This is a genomic window from Pseudomonas sp. FJ2-5-13 (assembly GCF_029201605.1).
GTDB classification, from domain to species: Bacteria; Pseudomonadota; Gammaproteobacteria; order Pseudomonadales; family Pseudomonadaceae; genus Aquipseudomonas; species Aquipseudomonas lactis.
On the sequence record NZ_CP104045.1, the window covers coordinates 4,592,419 to 4,609,463 of the forward strand.

The 17,045-nt window shown below is 58.4% G+C and carries 16 protein-coding genes and 1 pseudogene; 13 read left to right on the forward strand and 4 right to left on the reverse strand.

Annotated elements, in window-relative coordinates; genetic code table 11:
* Positions 1-287: 287 nt before the first annotated feature.
* The 4 genes and pseudogenes from N2A98_RS20265 (at position 288) to N2A98_RS20280 (ending at position 3,322) form a co-directional block, all read left to right on the forward strand.
* Positions 288-557, forward strand: a complete 270-nt coding sequence (locus N2A98_RS20265; protein WP_003193635.1) for a DUF2790 domain-containing protein — start codon at positions 288-290, stop codon at positions 555-557.
* A 554-nt stretch (positions 558-1,111) separates the two neighbouring features.
* The gene (locus N2A98_RS20270; protein ID WP_032895630.1) at positions 1,112-2,362 is read left to right on the forward strand and encodes a ribonucleotide-diphosphate reductase subunit beta; all 1,251 of its coding nucleotides are present in this window, start codon (positions 1,112-1,114) and stop codon (positions 2,360-2,362) included.
* A gap of 66 nt (positions 2,363-2,428) precedes the next feature.
* Positions 2,429-2,602: pseudogene (locus tag N2A98_RS20275) on the forward strand (HNH endonuclease); the annotation flags it as partial.
* 72 nt (positions 2,603-2,674) lie between these two features.
* Positions 2,675-3,322, forward strand: coding sequence for an HAD-IB family hydrolase (locus tag N2A98_RS20280; protein ID WP_044273627.1), 648 nt, complete (start codon positions 2,675-2,677; stop codon positions 3,320-3,322).
* 92 nt (positions 3,323-3,414) lie between these two features.
* On the opposite strand, the gene N2A98_RS20285 is transcribed toward N2A98_RS20280, so the two are convergent.
* Positions 3,415-4,374, reverse strand: a complete 960-nt coding sequence (locus N2A98_RS20285) for a LysR family transcriptional regulator (protein ID WP_275622559.1) — start codon at positions 4,372-4,374, stop codon at positions 3,415-3,417.
* Between the two features lie 193 nt (positions 4,375-4,567).
* On the opposite strand from N2A98_RS20285, the gene argH reads away from it, so the two are divergent.
* The 7 genes from argH (at position 4,568) to N2A98_RS20320 (ending at position 11,332) form a co-directional block, all read left to right on the forward strand.
* Positions 4,568-5,995, forward strand: a complete 1,428-nt coding sequence (argH, locus tag N2A98_RS20290) for an argininosuccinate lyase (RefSeq protein WP_069558628.1) — start codon at positions 4,568-4,570, stop codon at positions 5,993-5,995.
* A 51-nt stretch (positions 5,996-6,046) separates the two neighbouring features.
* Complete coding sequence (locus N2A98_RS20295) at positions 6,047-6,925, forward strand: amino acid ABC transporter permease (RefSeq protein WP_044273622.1); 879 nt, start codon at positions 6,047-6,049, stop codon at positions 6,923-6,925.
* A gap of 24 nt (positions 6,926-6,949) precedes the next feature.
* The gene (locus tag N2A98_RS20300; protein ID WP_003193648.1) at positions 6,950-7,714 is read left to right on the forward strand and encodes an amino acid ABC transporter ATP-binding protein; all 765 of its coding nucleotides are present in this window, start codon (positions 6,950-6,952) and stop codon (positions 7,712-7,714) included.
* Positions 7,715-7,739: 25 nt separating this feature from the next.
* On the forward strand, positions 7,740-8,561 hold the full coding sequence (locus N2A98_RS20305) for an ABC transporter substrate-binding protein (RefSeq protein WP_275622560.1): 822 nt from the start codon (positions 7,740-7,742) through the stop codon (positions 8,559-8,561).
* 148 nt (positions 8,562-8,709) lie between these two features.
* Positions 8,710-9,879 (forward strand): MFS transporter, encoded by a 1,170-nt coding sequence (locus N2A98_RS20310; protein WP_069558630.1) that lies wholly within the window; start codon positions 8,710-8,712, stop codon positions 9,877-9,879.
* A gap of 54 nt (positions 9,880-9,933) precedes the next feature.
* A complete protein-coding gene (locus N2A98_RS20315; RefSeq protein WP_275622561.1) occupies positions 9,934-10,884 on the forward strand; it encodes a hypothetical protein in 951 nt (316 codons plus the stop codon).
* Between the two features lie 91 nt (positions 10,885-10,975).
* Positions 10,976-11,332: a helix-turn-helix transcriptional regulator gene (locus tag N2A98_RS20320; RefSeq protein WP_275622562.1), complete on the forward strand. Its 357-nt coding sequence runs from the start codon at positions 10,976-10,978 to the stop codon at positions 11,330-11,332.
* A 7-nt stretch (positions 11,333-11,339) separates the two neighbouring features.
* Here N2A98_RS20320 and N2A98_RS20325 read toward each other — a convergent pair whose 3' ends face one another.
* From N2A98_RS20325 to N2A98_RS20335, 3 genes are all read right to left on the reverse strand, one after another.
* Complete coding sequence (locus N2A98_RS20325) at positions 11,340-12,785, reverse strand: amidase family protein (protein ID WP_275623625.1); 1,446 nt, start codon at positions 12,783-12,785, stop codon at positions 11,340-11,342.
* A gap of 234 nt (positions 12,786-13,019) precedes the next feature.
* Positions 13,020-13,682 (reverse strand): hypothetical protein, encoded by a 663-nt coding sequence (locus N2A98_RS20330; protein WP_275622563.1) that lies wholly within the window; start codon positions 13,680-13,682, stop codon positions 13,020-13,022.
* A gap of 140 nt (positions 13,683-13,822) precedes the next feature.
* Positions 13,823-14,881, reverse strand: a complete 1,059-nt coding sequence (locus N2A98_RS20335; RefSeq protein ID WP_078803661.1) for an MBL fold metallo-hydrolase — start codon at positions 14,879-14,881, stop codon at positions 13,823-13,825.
* Between the two features lie 122 nt (positions 14,882-15,003).
* Between N2A98_RS20335 and N2A98_RS20340 the strand changes: the two genes are divergently transcribed.
* On the forward strand, positions 15,004-15,633 hold the full coding sequence (locus N2A98_RS20340) for a TetR/AcrR family transcriptional regulator (RefSeq protein WP_032895616.1): 630 nt from the start codon (positions 15,004-15,006) through the stop codon (positions 15,631-15,633).
* Positions 15,634-15,821: 188 nt separating this feature from the next.
* The gene (locus tag N2A98_RS20345) at positions 15,822-16,880 is read left to right on the forward strand and encodes a diguanylate cyclase (protein WP_275622564.1); all 1,059 of its coding nucleotides are present in this window, start codon (positions 15,822-15,824) and stop codon (positions 16,878-16,880) included.
* Positions 16,881-17,045: the final 165 nt, after the last annotated feature.

Below are 17,045 nucleotides of genomic sequence, written 5' to 3' on the forward strand. Positions count from 1 at the left end.
TATGCCGTTTCACCGCTCTGGCCCGCGTGCTGCGGCGCTTGGCAGCTTTCTGAAAAAATCTTAATCGAGGGATTGTTACAAAAACCGCCAAAAGTGTTTATCAAAACCACGGGTATATGAATATAACCGAGGCGCCTAAAATCAACTCCGCCAACAAGGCACTCTGATTAACAACGCAACAGCCCCCACGAAGGCAACGTTAATCCGAACTTCCCAACTTTCAAGTGACACACGCGGCCTCACAAGGGCCCCGTGCCCCCTTTCGCCCTGAAGAAGGTAATGAAGCAATGAAAGCGTTATTAGTGATGGCCCTGAGCAGCCTGTGCGCCACCGCCGCCCTGGCTGACGAAGCCCCGACTGAACTGGCCGGCCAGAACGCCCCGATCGTTGAGGACTACACCTACAGCACACACTTGGATGTGGCCAAAGTCTTGTCCATGAGCAGCATTCCAGAAGTCTGCGAAGTTGTACCGGCGAAGATGGAATATGAAGATTCGCAAGGCCAGCGGCATATTCTTAACTATCAAGTGATGGGCAATGGTTGCTCTAACGGCTAACAACTTCTGAAGTTGGATTCTTAATTGCCGCAAGAAATCGTTCTTGCGGCCAAGAACCCGCCTTGAATACACCACGCATCAACTGTGGGAGCTGGCTTGCCTGCGATGGCGATTAAGGCCACGATCACTCTTCCTACGTCCTCTTCCCCTCCCCCCAAAAAAACATCCCCCGCCCGTCAAAAAAAACCACGTCCAGCAAAGCCTTGCAAACACTCGCTTTGGCCGAAAACCACGTCATTTTGGCGCTCCCAAGTGACCATCCGCCGCAACACAAACCCAATTTTTTCCCTATAATGCGCGGGTAAATCGGGCCTGCAATATCCCTTTACACAGGGATAAAGAGCCAGACCTTGAGCCTGCGCTGCAGCAAGCACGCATCGCTGCGCCCCTCAAGCCTCATGCAGCACCCGTAACCTGATTCCGTTTATTTGCCTGCGCGAGCTGTTGCAACAAACGATTCCTTAAGATCCACCGCGGCCCAAGGGCCGTGTGAACACCCAACCATCCGGTTTCACACGGGCACCTTTGAGCCCTCACGCAGGAGACGACACGTCATGCTGAGCTGGGACGAATTCGACAAAGAAGAAGAAGGCGAAGTAGCAGCTAAAGGCGCCAACGCCGGCCACGCCACCGAAGCCAACATGGACCGCCTCGACGGTGCCGGCGCCGCTGCCGCCGTGGAAGCCCGCGCCGTCACCGCCAACGACTCCGCCGCCATCGTGCGCGCCAAGGCCGCCCTGGACAAACTCGACGTCGCCGAAGGCCTCGCCGAGCTGGAAGGCGCCTCCGCCCGCGTCGCCGTTGACGAAAAACGCATGATCAACTGCCGCGCCGACCTCAACCAACTCGTGCCGTTCAAGTACGACTGGGCCTGGCAGAAGTACCTCGACGGCTGCGCCAACCACTGGATGCCGCAAGAGGTCAACATGACCGCCGACATCGCGCTGTGGAAAAACCCCGAAGGCCTGACCGACGACGAACGCCGCATCGTCATGCGCAACCTGGGCTTCTTCTCCACCGCCGATTCCCTGGTGGCCAACAACCTGGTGCTGGCCGTGTACCGCCTGATCACCAACCCGGAGTGCCGCCAGTACATCCTGCGCCAGGCCTTCGAAGAAGCGATCCACACCCACGCCTACCAGTACTGCATCGAATCGCTGGCCATGGATGAAGGCGAGATCTTCAACATGTACCACGAGATTCCATCGGTGGCCAAAAAGGCCGCCTGGGGCCTGAAATACACCCGCTCGATCTCCGATCCGAAGTTCGAAACCGGCACCGTCGACACCGACAAAGAACTGCTGCGCAACCTGGTCGCCTACTACTGCGTACTGGAAGGCATCTTCTTCTACTGCGGCTTCACCCAGATCCTGTCCATGGGCCGCCGCAACAAAATGACCGGCGTGGCCGAGCAGTTCCAGTACATCCTGCGCGATGAGTCGATGCACCTGAACTTCGGTATCGACGTGATCAACCAGATCAAAATCGAAAACCCGCACCTGTGGGATGCCGAGATGAAGGAAGAAGCGACCCAGATGATTCTGCAGGGGACGCAGTTGGAGATCGAATACGCTCGCGACACCATGCCTCGTGGGGTGTTGGGCATGAATGCGGCGATGATGGAAGATTATTTGAAATTCATTGCTAACCGTCGTTTGACGCAGATTGGCTTGAAGGAAGAGTACCCAGGCACCACCAATCCATTCCCGTGGATGAGCGAGATCATGGACTTGAAGAAAGAGAAAAACTTCTTCGAGACCCGCGTGATCGAGTACCAGACGGGTGGGGCGTTGAGCTGGGATTGATCCAGATTAAGCACTAAAGGAAGCCCTGACATGTTCAGGGCTTTTTTTCGTCGGTGAAAAAGGAATTTGCCATTTCTTGAAGTACATCACGTCAAGCACCTGGCCCGGAAGGGTTCGGATCGCAACCCCAATGCTGTAGCCTTGTGCCCCAATTGCTATCAGCGTTGTCACCAGTCAAGTGATCGGGAAGCTTTCACCGAAGAGCTTTACGCCAAGATTGGAAGATTGGCACGGGAGTAGACTCCCGTTGTCACAGCTGATGTCAGCTTAAAAACTATTAGATAGGACCGAGGCCAACCCGTGAACCCAGACATGCTCGAAGCCGGCCCCGCAGACGCCAAAGTACTTTCCGTCTTTGACTTCGACGGCACCCTCACCCACCACGACAGTTTTGTGCCCTTCCTCAAGTTTGCCTTCGGCACCGGTGAGTTTTATGGCCGGATGGTCAAGCTGGCGGTGCCGGGGCTGCGGTTTTTGGTGCGGCAGATCAGCCGGGATGAGTTGAAGGCGCAGTTGATTCGCACCTTTATGACCGGGGTGAAGAAGGCTTGGGTTGAGCAGCAAGCACAGGAATATTGCCAGGCGCGCTGGAGCAAGTTGATGCGCCCGAGCGGTTTGCAGTCGGTGGCGGATGAGGTGAAGTCCGGGGCGGTGGTGACGCTGTGTTCGGCGTCGCCGGCGTTGGTGTTGCAGCCGTTTGCCGACCGGCTCGGCATTCGTTTGATCGGCACTGAGCTTGAGGTGGTGGATGGGGTGCTGACCGGCAAGCTCACCGGGAATAATTGCCGTTGTGAGAACAAGGTGCTGCGGCTTGAGGCGGTGTACGGCGACCTGGGGGAGTATCGGCTCAGGGCCTGGGGCGATACGCGTGGAGACCGGGAGTTGTTGGCGGCGGCGCAGGATGCGCATTTTCGGCATTTTCATGCGAAGAAGAAAAAGCGGGCTCGGTTGCAGCGGTGATGCGGGTGGGTGGAGTTGGCGGGGAGACTGAGGCGATCCCATCGCAGCCTCGCTGGGGCTCGACAGCTCCCACATTTGAGCTTTGTTGAGGCTTAGGCCGGCGTCTTCAGGTCTACACCCAGCGCTGTTGCAAAGGCTTTTACCATCGGGCTTCTCGGCGCGTTGTGACGCAGGATCAGGTTGAACGCGGTGCTCAGTTGTACCTGCTCCGGGCACAGTGCGCGCAGGCGTCCTTCCCTTACCAGTGGCGTGGCGTAGTGTTCTGGCAGAAAGCCCAGGAAGCGGCCGGTGAGGATCAGGATGGCGACGGCTTCCACTTGTGAGGCCGAGGCGGACTGGCTGTCGTGGTTGACGAAGTTGGCCTTGTCGCGATGGATCGCATACCGATGGTTCACCACTTCATATTGGCGAAGGGCATCGGGGGTGATGTCGCTGGCGGTGAACAGTGGATGCCCTACAGCGCAGTAGGCGTGGGCCTTTTCTTCGTAGAGCGGGAAGTAGTCGAATTCTTCACGGCGTTGGTACACCGGGACGATGCCGACGACCAGGCGCCCTTCCACGACGCCACGTTCAACTTCGTCCAATTGCGAGGCGTGTAGGCGCAATCTTATTTTTGGCGATTGGCGATGTAAGTTGCCCAGGGCGGTAATCAGTGGGGAATTAACGTCGGAGACGGTGTTATCGATAACGCCCACACTCAGGTCGCCGATGAGTTCATTCTGCGCCGAACTAAGCTTGTCGCGAAAACTGTCCACCGAGTTAAATAACTCGATGGAGGCCTGATACACCAACTTGCCTTCTTCGGTCAGCCCGAACCCTTCGCGGCCCCGTGTGCACAGGCGCATGCCGATGCGAATCTCCAGGTCGGAGATCTGTTTGCTGATGGCGGCCAGGCCCACGTTCAGCTCATTTTGCGCAGCACTGAAGCCGCCTGCTTCGACCACGGCCATAAATACCCGCAGCAATTTGAAGTCCAGCCCGCTCAGTTGCAGTGGTGCTCGGCTGCCAGGTTTTGGCGGCAGGTTTCCAGAAGTGGAAAGTGGGGTTTCCATAATGCGCGTTGACCTCGAGTGCCATATTCAACAGGCTTGAACCCAATCCTTGAACATAGCCAGGCGGCGATAATGAACATAAACATCCGCCCTTGGCAACCTTGAATACGGCGCGTCAGATGCCGGTTCTACACCGATAAACTTCTGTTGAAACTGCCTCCGACTCTTCTAAAAACAAGCGTGAGGAACACCCATGTCCCAGCCCACCGACCGCCTTTGGGGCGCTCGTTTCAAGACCGGTCCGTCTGCGGCATTGGCCGCGTTGTCGCGTTGCCCTGAGCGCTATTTTCGCCTGACGCCCTACGACCTGGCCGGCTCCCGCGCCCATGCCCGTGAGTTGCAGCGCGCCGGTTTGCTGGATGAGTCAGAAACCCTGAGCACCCTCGAAGCCCTGGACCGTATCGGTGAGGATTTCGCTGCCGGTCGTCTGCATCCCACCCTGGATGATGAGGACGTGCACACCTTTATCGAACGCGTATTGACCGAGCGCCTCGGTGCCCTGGGCGGCAAGTTGCGCGCCGGGCGCTCGCGCAATGACCAGACGGCCAACGATCTGCGCCTGTTCCTGCGTGACCATGCGCGCACCATCGCCACCGAGGTGTTGGGCTTGCAGCAGGCGTTGGTTGAACAGGCCGAGCAACATGTGCAGAGCATCTGCCCGGGCTTTACCCATTTGCAGCAGGCGCAACCCATTGTGTTCGCCCATCACTTGCTGGCTCACGCGCAGTCGATGCTGCGCGATGTGCAGCGCCTGGTGGATTGGGATGCGCGTACGGCGCTGTCGCCATTGGGCGCGGCCGCCATGGCAGGTTCGGCGATAGCACGTCAGCCGCAGCACTCGGCCAAGGAAATGGGCTACACCGGGCCGTGTGAAAACTCCATCGACGCTGTCGCCAGCCGTGACCATGTGGCGGAGTTCCTGTTTGTGGCGGGCATGCTCGGGGTGAATATTTCGCGACTGTCGGAGGAATTTTGCCTGTGGTCGTCGCGCCAGTTTCGCTGGGTGGTGTTGGACGATGCCTACGCCACTGGCAGTTCGATCATGCCGCAGAAAAAGAACCCGGACATTGCCGAACTGGCGCGGGGCAAGGCCGGGCGTTTGATCGGCAACCTGACCGGGCTGATGTCGACGCTCAAGTCGTTGCCACTGTCGTACAACCGCGATTTGAGTGAAGACAAGCACAGCGTGTTGGACAGTGTGGACACCTTGCTGCTGGTGTTGCCGGCGATGGCCGGGATGGTGGCGACCATGAAGGTGCAGGTAGAGGAGTTGCGACGCCAGGCACCGATGGGTTTTACCTTGGCGACTGAGGTGGCGGATTGGTTGGCCACCCGTGGGGTGCCGTTCAAGGAGGCCCATGAAATAACCGGCGCGCTGGTGCAGGCTTGTGAGCAGCATGAGATTGAGTTGTGGCAAGCCTCGCCGGCGATGTTGGCCGAGGTGGATGGGCGGCTCACCCCGGACGTGCGCGATTGCCTGACCCTGGAGGCGGCGATTGCGGCGCGCAGTGGCTGGGGTGGCACGGCGCCGGAGCGGGTGAAGGAGCAGATTGGGCGGTTGAAGACGGCACTGGTCGCTCAGCAGCAATGGGCCGACACCTACACCGGTTTCAGAATTTGAACGCGCTCGCTCCTACAGTGGGCGGTTGTGTACAGCATTTGGAGTAGCAGCATGAGCCAAACCCCAGCAGAGCGCTTGGAAGCCGAGCGCAAGTTGTCCGAGAACCAGTTCGATATCACGCAGTACGAGCACGTGCCGCGGCGCTATTACGGGCGGATGTTTTTTGCCACGTTGATCGTAATTGTGTTGGCGGCGCTGTTGCGCGCGTTTGCCAATGGCCAGATCGAATGGTCCTACATTGGCCAGTTCCTCACATCGCAAGCCATCCTGTGGGGCCTGGTGAACACCATCGTCATGTCGATCCTGGCGATGGCATTGGGCGTGGTGATCGGGGTGATCACGGCGATCATGCGCATGTCGGCCAACCCGATCCTGCGTTACGTGGCCATCACCTACACCTGGCTGTTTCGCGGTACACCGCTGATTTTGCAGTTGCTGCTGTGGTTCAACTTGGCGTTGATCTTCCCGGTGATCGCGATTCCGGGCCTGTTCAGCATCGACACCGTCGACCTGATGACGCCCTTCGTGGCCGCCCTGCTCGGCTTGAGCATCAACCAGGGCGCCTACACCGCCGAGGTGGTGCGGGCTGGCTTGCTGTCGGTGGACACAGGCCAATACGAGGCGGCCAAGTCCATCGGCATGCCGAGCCTGCAGGCGCTGCGCAGGATCATTCTGCCGCAGGCCATGCGCGTGATCATCCCGCCGGTCGGCAACGAATTCATCAGCATGGTGAAAATGACCAGCCTGGCCAGTGTGATCCAGTACTCGGAGCTGCTGCACAACGCGCAAAACATCTACTACGCCAACGCCCGGGTGATGGAGCTGCTGATTGTGGCGGGCATCTGGTACCTGGCGGTGGTGACTGTTCTTTCATTTGGTCAAAGCCGCCTCGAGCGTCGTTTTGCCCGCGGCGCCGGCAAGCGTTCGTAAGTCTGGGTTGAGGAGATTTGCCCCATGAGAAGCATCGTCAAGGCCGTCAACCTGAACAAGTATTACGACCAGTATCACGCCCTGCGTGACATCAATATCGAGGTCGAGCAAGGCGAGGTGATGTGCATCATCGGCCCGTCCGGCTCGGGCAAAAGTACCCTGCTGCGTTGCGTCAACCAGCTGGAAAAAATCGACAAGGGCGGCCTGTGGGTCGATGGCGAACTGGTCGGTTACCGGGTGGTCGGCAACAAGCTGCACGAAATGAACGAAGCGCAGATCGCCCGCCAGCGCCTGGCCACCGGCATGGTGTTCCAGCGGTTCAATTTGTTCCCGCACATGACCGTGTTGCAAAACATCATCGAAGGCCCGTGCCAGGTGCTCAAGCGCTCGCCCAAGGAAGCCATCGAAGATGCGCTGGAATTGCTGGCCCGCGTTGGCCTGGCGGACAAGCGCAATGCCTACCCGGTGGAATTGTCCGGTGGCCAGCAACAGCGTGTGGCAATCGCCCGGGCCTTGGCGATGCGTCCCAAGTTGATGCTGTTTGACGAACCCACGTCAGCCCTCGACCCAGAGCTGGTAGGCGAAGTGCTGTCGGTGATGCGCGATTTGGCCACCACCGGCATGACCATGATCGTGGTCACCCATGAATTGGGCTTCGCTCGCGAAGTGTCCAACCGCATGGTGTTTATGGACGCCGGCCAGATTGTGGAAGCCGGCAGCCCCGAAGACATTCTAATAAGCCCACAAAACCCGCGTACCCAAAGCTTTATTTCTGCCGTTCGCACTTAACTAAAAAACTAACGAGAACGCCCCCATGAAAAAGATGTTTATCCCTACCTTGCTTGCAGGCCTGATGGCCTCCTCGTGTGTATTGGCAGCCTTGCCGCAAGCCATCAAGGACAAGGGTGAGATCAGCGCGGCCATCGTGCCGAACTACCCGCCGATGGACTTCAAGGACCCGGCCACCAACAAACTCACCGGTTTTGACTTCGACCTGGGCAACGCCCTCGCCGAGCGCCTGGGCGTGAAGATCAAGTGGCAGGAAACCGGCTTCGAGCAGATGCTCAGCGGCTTGACCACCAAGCGTGTGGACATCGTGCTGTCAGGCATGACCGACACCGCCGAGCGCCAGAAGGCCGTGACCTTCGTCGACTACTTCACCAGCGGCCCACAGCTGTACACCCTGGCCAAGCGTGAAGAGATCAAGGAATTGACCGACCTGTGCGGTAAAAAAGTCGGCACCAGCCGCCGCACCACCTGGCCGTCGGAAATTACCGCCTGGAGCAAGGCAAACTGCGAAGCGACGGGTAAGCCGGCAATCGTGGTGATCGGCACCGAAGGCTCGGCAGATGCTCGCGCGCAGTTGCAGCAAAACCGCCTGGATGCGGCGATGCAGGGCAGCGAGACCATTCCTTATTTGATGTCGTTGGACAAGGGTAAGTACAAGCCGGTGGGGCTGGCGATTTCCAAGCAGTTCACCGGGCTTGGGATTGAGAAGAGCAATACCGAGTTGGTCGCGGCGATCAGTGAGGCGTTGCAGGGCATGATTGATGATGGGACCTATGCCAAGATCCTGAAGAAGTGGGATCTGGAGCAGGGGGCGGTCGAGAAGATCAGCATCAATGCCGGCCAATAATTTGCTCTAGCAGTGGGAGCGGGCTTGCTCGCGAAGGCACTGGATCAGTCAGCACACTTGGTGACTGACACACCGCCTTCGCGAGCAAGCCCGCTCCCACATGGATCTCCATCTGTATCGAGAAATAACAAGGATGCCCGCCCCCACTGTGGCCACCTACTCCCTGGTAATCCGTCGCCTGATGATCTGCTCGGTGACCATCGTGGTCAGCCGCGCCATGACCAGCCCGTTGCTGGCCCTCTGGCTGAGCACACGCCTGGGCCTCAACCAGCAGGACATCGGCCTGCTGATGGGGATTGCCGTGTTTATCGCCACGCTCCTGGGGTTGTACGGCGGCTACATCATCGACCGCCTGGAAAAGCGCAAGCTGCTGATCCTGGCCATGCTCTCCAGCTCCATCGGTTTTTTGTTGCTGACCTTTGCCAGCAACCTCTACCTCACCACCCTGACCCTGGTCATCACTGAAGCCGCGTCGGCGTTGTTCCTGATCGGCTCCAAGGCGATCATCAGCGAGAACCTGCCGGTGGGTGAGCGCGCCAAGGTGTTTTCACTGCGCTACACCCTGACCAATGTGGGCTATGCGACCGGCCCGATGCTGGGCGTATTGATTGCTGGCCAACTGCCGTGGGCGCCGTTCCTGATTGCCAGTGCCATTGCCTTTGGCAGCCTGTTCCTGATGATCGGTATTGCGCCGACTCAACGGGACGACAGTCATAAACCCCAGAGCTTTCTCAGCACCCTGCGCACCTTGCGCAGCGACCGCACGTTGATCCTGTTCACCAGCGGCAGCCTGTTGAGCACCATCGTCCATGGGCGCTACACCCTGTATCTGTCGCAGTTTTTGCTAGTGGCCTACACACCCGACCAGGCACTGAAAATTCTGTCGGCGGTGCTGGCCTGCAACGCCATCACCGTGATTTTGATGCAGTACCAAATCGGTCGATTCCTCAAGCGCGAGCAACTGCGCCATTGGATCGTGCTGGGTACCTTATTGTTTATTGCCGGGTTGGTCGGCTTCAGCCAGGCGAACAGTCTGCTGAGCTGGTGCCTGGCGATGTTCGTGTTCACCTTGGGCGAGATGATCATTTACCCCTCGGAATTTCTGTTTATCGACACCATTGCGCCGGATGCACTACGGGGCAGTTACTACGGTGCCCAGAACCTGGCCGCGTTTGGCGGGGCCATGAGTCCGGTGATTTGTGGCTACCTGCTGATCAACGCAGCACCCACCAGCATGTTCTTTGCCCTGGCCGCACTCACTGCCATAGGCGGCACCCTGTGTTTCTTGAGCGGGCGCCGCGTGGCAGGTTCTTGCTGATATTTACCCAAGATCCGGCTATTAATAGCCAAACCTCTGACGGACCCGAGCCCCATGAAATTCGACACGGCCTACAGCCTGAGTCTCGACGACAAGCTGTCGATCTATGACGTGCGAGACCTGAATTTCGACGAAACCACCGGCTTCGATTCCGACAAGGACAGCTTCCTGTGCCCCAACGACGCCTGCCGCGCGGCCTTCGATAGCACCAATGCGTTGAGCACTTTCAACGCCAAGAACGTCAACTACCAGCGCACGCCGCACTTCAAGAACAAACCCGGCACTCGGCATATCGATGGCTGCCGCTATGCCGGCAGCCATAAATCGGCGACGGGTGAAAGTGATGACGAGCGTGAGGAAAATTTCCCATCGGAGTTTGTGCTGACGCGACGACTGTACGCGCCTAAAACGCCGGTAGTCGGCAACAACGCAAGCGCCCTGCAAGAACCGACGAAAGTACCTGCAAACCGCGCGTCGACATCCTCTGGCAACAGTGACACAACCCCGGACAAAACCAGCGTGTTCGCACACCCGGTGGAGTGCTACGTGTCCAACATCGATGACAAGGACAAGCTCAAGGCCATGCCCTTGAAGATCGGTGAGCACACGGCGACCTACTGGGCATTCTTCAAGAGGATCGAATACCTGCAAGACAACCAAGGTTTGATCTACTGGGGCAAGATCAAGGCCATCAAGGACTACACCAGCAGCTTTCGCATCGACTTCGAGAAGAAGGTGTGGCTCGACAAGAAGCCTTATTCGGTGAACGTCTACCTGAGCAAAAAGCTCATCGAAAACTACCGCAAGCGCACGGCATTCCTGGAGCAGATCAAGGCGGCGGCCAGCAGTGAACGGCCGCTGTATTGCTTTTTCTATGGGGTCACACCGCAGCTTATGCAGGTGCCCAGTAAGAAAAACCCCGAGCAAACGTTCGGGGTATTCAGCGCCAGGATCGAGAACCTGGACCACCTGATTATTCGTGAGGCGCCAGCGCTGGAATCATAAGGGGTTGCATCGCCAGTGGATGAGCGGTAGAAACAACTGTACAAAAACACAGTATAGTTGCACCTCCCCTGTCGAACCTGGAGAAAACCCCATGTCCTCTCTGGCAATGAGTTCTTTCGTAGAACAACAGATCGTCCTGCATCAATTCACCGCCAAACACTGCGCGCAGGCGCGCGTCATGCTGGGCTGGAGCCGCGAAGAGCTGGCTCGCCAGGCTGGCGTGACGGTACCAGCAATTGAGCAATTGGAAGGCCACGGCGACGTGGACGATGAAACCCGTTTGATCCTGGCGTTTCGCCTGGAGGCCGAAGGGCTGGTGTTTTTCCCGGGGTTCGCACCGGGGTGGGGGATGAGTGCGCGCCGGTTTGATACCCCGGCGGCGCAACCTTCTGTGCAAGGCCTCATTTCTCAATTGATGGGTTCAACAGTGGCAACCAGCAGAGGCTGACTCAATTTCAGCCGTTGGTGGCCTCAACCGTTTTATCTGGACTGGCTGGTGTTTGCGTAAAAGGAATACCTGGGAGAAAAGCCGGTTCTCGGATGGCCTGCGAGGCTTGTTCATAACCATAGGCGACAGAGAGCAAGGTGGCTTCACTATTGCCGGAGCCATAAAAATAAAGTGCTGTCGGCATACCTTCATCATCCATGCCTGATGGAACGGATATACCGGGGTACCCGGCCGCAGCACTGTAAAAATATTTGTGGGACAGAAAGTTCGACACCATGGCGTCGAGCTTGTGCTCCTTCAAGGGGTCATCAACGGTTTTCTGAAATACAGGAAGGATCGCTTCCCACAACGCCTCGCGTTTTTGCGGGGTGGTCTCCAGGTCATTGATCATCTCCAACAGTTTCTGGTCTGGCTCACCCGCTTTGTGCGTGCGTTTGATAAAAGCAATCAGCTCAGAAAGTGATTTGACCGGCAAGCCCTCCCGCCCGGCCAGATAGTCGTCCAGTTGCTGCTTGACCTCGGAGAAAAGCGCTTCGTTATATGCTTCAAAAGCTTCATCTGACACGCTATCTTCCAGCGCCTCCACTGGCACCAGGATCGCACCCTGGGCCTTCAATACCTCCAGCGCCTGCTCATAGTGCTTGCGGTCTGCTCGCTTGGCTGGGTCCTTGGCCTCCTCAGCAGACAGCTCAGGTAAAGGGGTATAGCCAATTCGCTTACCCTTCAAGGCGTCGGAACGCAGGCCCTTGGTATACACAGTGGTCTCGGTCATTGCGTTAAGCGCTTCTGCCGCATCGCAGATATTGCGAGTGAAAGTCCCCACCGCATCCATGCGGGTGCTGGTCATGATGCCTTCGGTGCTGACCAGGCCGGTCGTGGTTTTCAGGCCAAACACACCGTTGTGGGCTGCCGGGCTGATGATCGAGCCGTTGGTTTCCAGCCCCAACGCCACAGGCACATGCCCTTGCGCTACAGCTACTGCCGAGCCAGAACTTGAGCCTGCCACCGGCCCGCCAAGTCGATGCGGGTTCAACGTCTGGCCACCTCGGGAACTCCAGCCATCGGCAGGTGATAGTGAGCGAAAGTTGGACAGCTCACTCATATTGGTTTTGCCTACAATCACCACTCCGGCTTTCAGCAAATTGTCGACGACCTTGGCATTTTTAGTGGCCGGCGCGCCCACCAAAGCCTTTGAGCCTGCGCTGGTCTGCATGCGGTCGTTGGTTTCAAAGACATCCTTCAGCGCTATCGGCACACCATGCAAATGCCCGCGAACACGGCCATCGGCACGCTCCTTATCGCGGGCCTTCGCCTCACTGAGGGCATCCGGGTTGGTTTCCAAGAATGCATTGCCGCCCTGTAGCCCGCGATCAATATTGGCAATTTGCTTGAGCGAGTCCTTCAACAGTGACTCTGAGGTGACGCCGCCTCCCTGGCCCATCTCCACTGACATCTGGCAGGCACTTTTGAAACCTTGCACAGGGTTTGAAAGCTCCTGAAGCAGGCCTGTCGCCCATCCACCTGCCGAAACTGGTCCGATCATCAAATGCCCCTCTTTTTGACTGAGTGTGAGCGCTATCTGCCGATAACACCGCACCAGTCTAAGAGCCGACACCCCACCGTTATTTCAGGCGAATCCTGCCACCGCGTCCTACCCTTCCCAGCCCGGTGTAGGCATCTATACCGTCTATGGCCGCAGCACGCGGTAAGCGCGCACCAGTGCCGCCAAACGATCACCTGCCCAGCGCGCGCCGTAAAACCAGACTTGGGAGCCATCCTCCAGGGTTTCACACGCCGTGGGGTATCCGCTTCTGGAGGCGTGATGGAAGGCGGCTTCCGGGTCCTCCGACACCAGGGCATCCAGGCGAAGACCTGCCACCAGTTCATCGATTTCACGACAGGCCTGCTGACTGTCGCCACTGCGCTGCATGTCCACCGCTACCCATTGCACACCGGCGTGACGCAGGGTGTCGAAGACCCGCTGCAAAGCCGCGCTGCGCTCAACCGGCTCTACCTGATTGCCCTGTACATAGCGCTCGGCATAGCCGATCCGATACCCGGTCAACGCCCGCGTGGCGGTGAAGGTGGTGTTATTCAATACTAGCGGTACTTCGACCATTACCGGTTCGGTAGGGTCCACGCCGCTGATGGCGACAAGTGATAGCGCCGGGTCACGTACTGGCCGTATATGGGGCGCCAGGGCGTTATACCCAGGGACGAGCGTGGCGCCCGCAGCCTGTTCGGCGCCAAAGACAATAGAAGTGGGGGCTGCATGGGGTGGTGAAGCGGGCACGTCGGCGGCGTTTATTGGCGCGGGCAGTGGCTGGGCTGGGGCGCAAGGTAACCCCATTCTCCAAAGCTTCTTACAGTGGCTGTCCATCGAAACGTCCTCCCGGAGATAAAATTCCCGCGGGATCATCGCACTCTCATTTGGCGTTTGTCGCAGAGCTGAAATCCGCTGAAAAACTCTTTTCCAAGCGGGTTTTCGGCTCAGCCTGCTGCGTGTTCGTTAACCGGTTGAGGCTCGACTTCCAACCACCAGGCATGCCCACGCTCGGGCTGATTCAAGCGAAATGCCTGGCCCATTGCCGGGGTGGTGATCGAGACATTGCGCTCCCAGGCCAGGGCCATGATGCGGTCGAACGGTTCGTGCCAGGCGTGGAAGGCCAGATCGAAGGTACCGTTGTGAATCGGCAGCAGCCAGCGCCCTTTCAGATCGATATGCGCCTGCAGTGTCTGCTCAGGCTGCATGTGCACATGGGGCCAATCAACATTGTAAGCGCCGGTTTCCATCAGGGTTAGGTCAAACGGCCCGTATTGCTCGCCGATGCGTTTGAAACCGTCGAAATAGCCGGTGTCGCCACTGAAAAAGATACGTCGCGTGTCGTCGATCATCACCCAGGAGCACCATAGGGTCTGGTTGCCATCAAACAGGCCGCGCCCGGAAAAGTGCTGGGCCGGCGTGCAGACAAAACGAACGCCATCGACTTCGGTACCCTGCCACCACTCCAGTTGGCGTACTTTGCTGGCGTCTACGCCCCATTTGACCAGCGTGTCACCCACGCCCAAGGGCGCCAGGAAGTAGCGGGTCTTTTCGGCCAATTGGACCACTGCTTTGCGGTCGAGATGGTCGTAATGATTGTGGGAAAGGATTACCGCTTCCAGCGCTGGCAGCTCTTCAAGACTGATCGGCGGCTGATGAAAACGCTTGGGGCCGGCCCAACGCAATGGCGAGGCGCGCTCGGCAAACACCGGGTCGGTGACCCAGAATTTACCGCGCATTTTCAGCAACACCGTTGAATGGCCCAGGCGATACACGCTGTGATCAGGTGCGGCCAATAACTGCTCGCGAGTCAGTGGCTGTACCGGAATCTGCCCCACCGGCCGGGTGGTGCGCGGTTTGTTGAACAGCATGTTCCAGAAAATACGCAGGGTCTTGCCCAAGCCACCGTGCTGCACCGGGGCGTCGTTGCTGAAGTGCCCCAGGCCCTGCTCGGCAGGCTTGGGCGCCGAGGGCGCAGGGTCGAGACGGGTTGAAATAGTGGCCATGACGAAGTGACTCCTGCGGTCCGCTCAAGTATTACACTGCACAGTGTAGTTTCTAGATTGCAACAAAATCCGGAGCAAGTAAACTGCCCGGTGTAATTTCATTGTTGAGTCGAATGCCTTCCATGACTGCCCCCAAACGCCTCACCGAGCGTAAACGCGAAGCCATCGTGGCGGCGGCGATTGCCGAATTTCGCGAGAACGGCTTCGAGGTCACCAGCATGGACAAAATCGCCGCCACTGCGGGCGTTTCCAAGCGCACGGTGTACAACCATTTCCCCAGCAAGGAAGAACTGTTCGCTGAGATCCTCCACCAGTTGTGGGCCAGCAGTGTTGCCCAACTGGACGTGATCTACACCAGCGACCGCCCCCTGCGCGACCAACTGCGCACGTTGCTGGAAGCGAAAATGCAGATGATGTCGGACGCCAACTTCCTCGACCTGGCACGCGTGGCCATTGCTGCCACCATCCATTCGCCGGAGCGTGCGCAAGACATGGTCAACCGCCTCAGCGCACGGGAAGAAGGCTTTACCCAATGGGTACGCGCCGCTCAGGAAGACGGCCGCCTCACCTGCACCGACCCGGCGTTCGCTGCCCATCAGATCCAAAGCCTGCTCAAGGCTTTTGCGTTCTGGCCGCAAATCACCCTCGGCCAGCCCACCCTCGACCTTGTCGCACAGGCCCACGTCATCGAATCGGCCATCGACCTGTTTCTCGCCGGTTACGAAGCCAGCACGCAGCGCCCGCCCCAGTAAGCCCTGTTGCAGGCGCGACATTTAAGGTCGTTTCTGGCGTATTTACCCGCTGTTTTGCGCAAATGGCCTGGAAGGACACTGATTAATCCCACGGGAATAATCGACAATTCACCTTTCTTATCCGACCACCGGCTCTGCCCGTTGACGCGTGCTGTTGCACCCGCAAAAAAAAGTTGACCCAGGACACTATGGAAAACAGACGAGGCAAAGGGCTTTCATTTGCCAGGCGAATCTACACGCCAAGGATTATCGGCCTGGGTATCGGCAGCATCAGCGTGATCGGCGCGTTGTATCCCTTGTCGATGCCCAGTTGGGTCTGGGCGTTGCTGTTGTTCAACGGCATTGCCTGGCCGCACGTGGCGTACCTGATTTCCACCCACTCGCCGTTTCCCTACCAGGCCGAACAACGCAACCTGCTGTATGACTCGGTGCTGGGCGGTTTCTGGGCCGCTGCCGCCCAGTTTTCACCACTGACAGCGGTGACCATTCTGTCGATGATGGCCATGAACAACGTCGCAGCCGGTGGCAAACGCCTGTTCCTGCGCGGGTTGCTGGCACAGGCGGCCGGTATCGCGGTGGCCTGGGGTCTGTTCGGCGTCAAGTTCGACCCCAGCGTCAGCCTCACCGAGGTCTACACCTGCCTGCCGATGCTGACGCTCTACCCGATGGCCATCGGCATGGTCTGTTACCAGTTGGCGATCAAACTGTCGGAACACAAACGCGCCCTCAGCGCCCTGAGCCGCGTCGACAGCCTTACCGGCCTGCTCAACCATGGTTCATGGAAAGACCTGCTCAACCTCAAGTTTCACAAGTGCCAGCAGCAACAGGGCCAAGCGACCATTGCCTTGATCGATATCGACCACTTCAAGCACATCAACGACGTGCATGGCCACACCGTCGGTGACGCGGTACTGCGCCAGTTGAGCCAAGCGCTGCGCGAACACTTGCGCGAAGAAGACCTGGCCGGCCGCTACGGCGGCGATGAGTTCTGTGTGATTCTGCCGAAAATGCCCCTGCACGCCGCTGCCCAGGTGATGGAACATCTACGCGAAACCTTCAGCGGCTATCGTCATGCGCAGATCCCCGACCTGCGCGTCAGCCTGAGCATTGGCCTGGCGGATTTCCACCCGTCGTTCAAGGACGCGGTCATGTGGCTCGATGCGGCGGATCGCGCGTTGTACACCGCCAAAAACAGCGGCCGCAACCGCGTCAAGGTCAGCGAATGCACGGCCGCTCATTCAGCCTGAGTTGTCTGATGACAACTCGTCCGAATCTTGCTCCGTCCACCTGCTGCAATAGCATAATGCCGCCATTGGTCGCCTGGCCAAAATAGTCCTGCCTGATGGGCGAACTTCCAGGCCGATTGATCACTCTGAGACCGTTGTTCCACCCCCTCTGTCAGCATCAGGAAG

Bases quoted from the DNA above. Each gene is read 5' to 3' on its own strand.
- N2A98_RS20270 (WP_032895630.1), top strand. From the start codon at position 1,112: ATGCTGAGCTGGGACGAATTCGACAAAGAAGAAGAAGGCGAAGTAGCA.
- N2A98_RS20330 (WP_275622563.1), bottom strand. From the start codon at position 13,682: ATGGGGTTACCTTGCGCCCCAGCCCAGCCACTGCCCGCGCCAATAAAC.
- N2A98_RS20335 (WP_078803661.1), bottom strand. From the start codon at position 14,881: ATGGCCACTATTTCAACCCGTCTCGACCCTGCGCCCTCGGCGCCCAAG.
- N2A98_RS20295 (WP_044273622.1), top strand. From the start codon at position 6,047: ATGAGCCAAACCCCAGCAGAGCGCTTGGAAGCCGAGCGCAAGTTGTCC.
- N2A98_RS20300 (WP_003193648.1), top strand. From the start codon at position 6,950: ATGAGAAGCATCGTCAAGGCCGTCAACCTGAACAAGTATTACGACCAG.
- N2A98_RS20265 (WP_003193635.1), top strand. From the start codon at position 288: ATGAAAGCGTTATTAGTGATGGCCCTGAGCAGCCTGTGCGCCACCGCC.
- N2A98_RS20315 (WP_275622561.1), top strand. From the start codon at position 9,934: ATGAAATTCGACACGGCCTACAGCCTGAGTCTCGACGACAAGCTGTCG.
- argH (WP_069558628.1), top strand. From the start codon at position 4,568: ATGTCCCAGCCCACCGACCGCCTTTGGGGCGCTCGTTTCAAGACCGGT.
- N2A98_RS20325 (WP_275623625.1), bottom strand. From the start codon at position 12,785: ATGTCAGTGGAGATGGGCCAGGGAGGCGGCGTCACCTCAGAGTCACTG.
- N2A98_RS20285 (WP_275622559.1), bottom strand. From the start codon at position 4,374: ATGGAAACCCCACTTTCCACTTCTGGAAACCTGCCGCCAAAACCTGGC.
- N2A98_RS20280 (WP_044273627.1), top strand. From the start codon at position 2,675: ATGCTCGAAGCCGGCCCCGCAGACGCCAAAGTACTTTCCGTCTTTGAC.
- N2A98_RS20340 (WP_032895616.1), top strand. From the start codon at position 15,004: ATGACTGCCCCCAAACGCCTCACCGAGCGTAAACGCGAAGCCATCGTG.
- N2A98_RS20345 (WP_275622564.1), top strand. From the start codon at position 15,822: ATGGAAAACAGACGAGGCAAAGGGCTTTCATTTGCCAGGCGAATCTAC.
- N2A98_RS20305 (WP_275622560.1), top strand. From the start codon at position 7,740: ATGAAAAAGATGTTTATCCCTACCTTGCTTGCAGGCCTGATGGCCTCC.
- N2A98_RS20320 (WP_275622562.1), top strand. From the start codon at position 10,976: ATGTCCTCTCTGGCAATGAGTTCTTTCGTAGAACAACAGATCGTCCTG.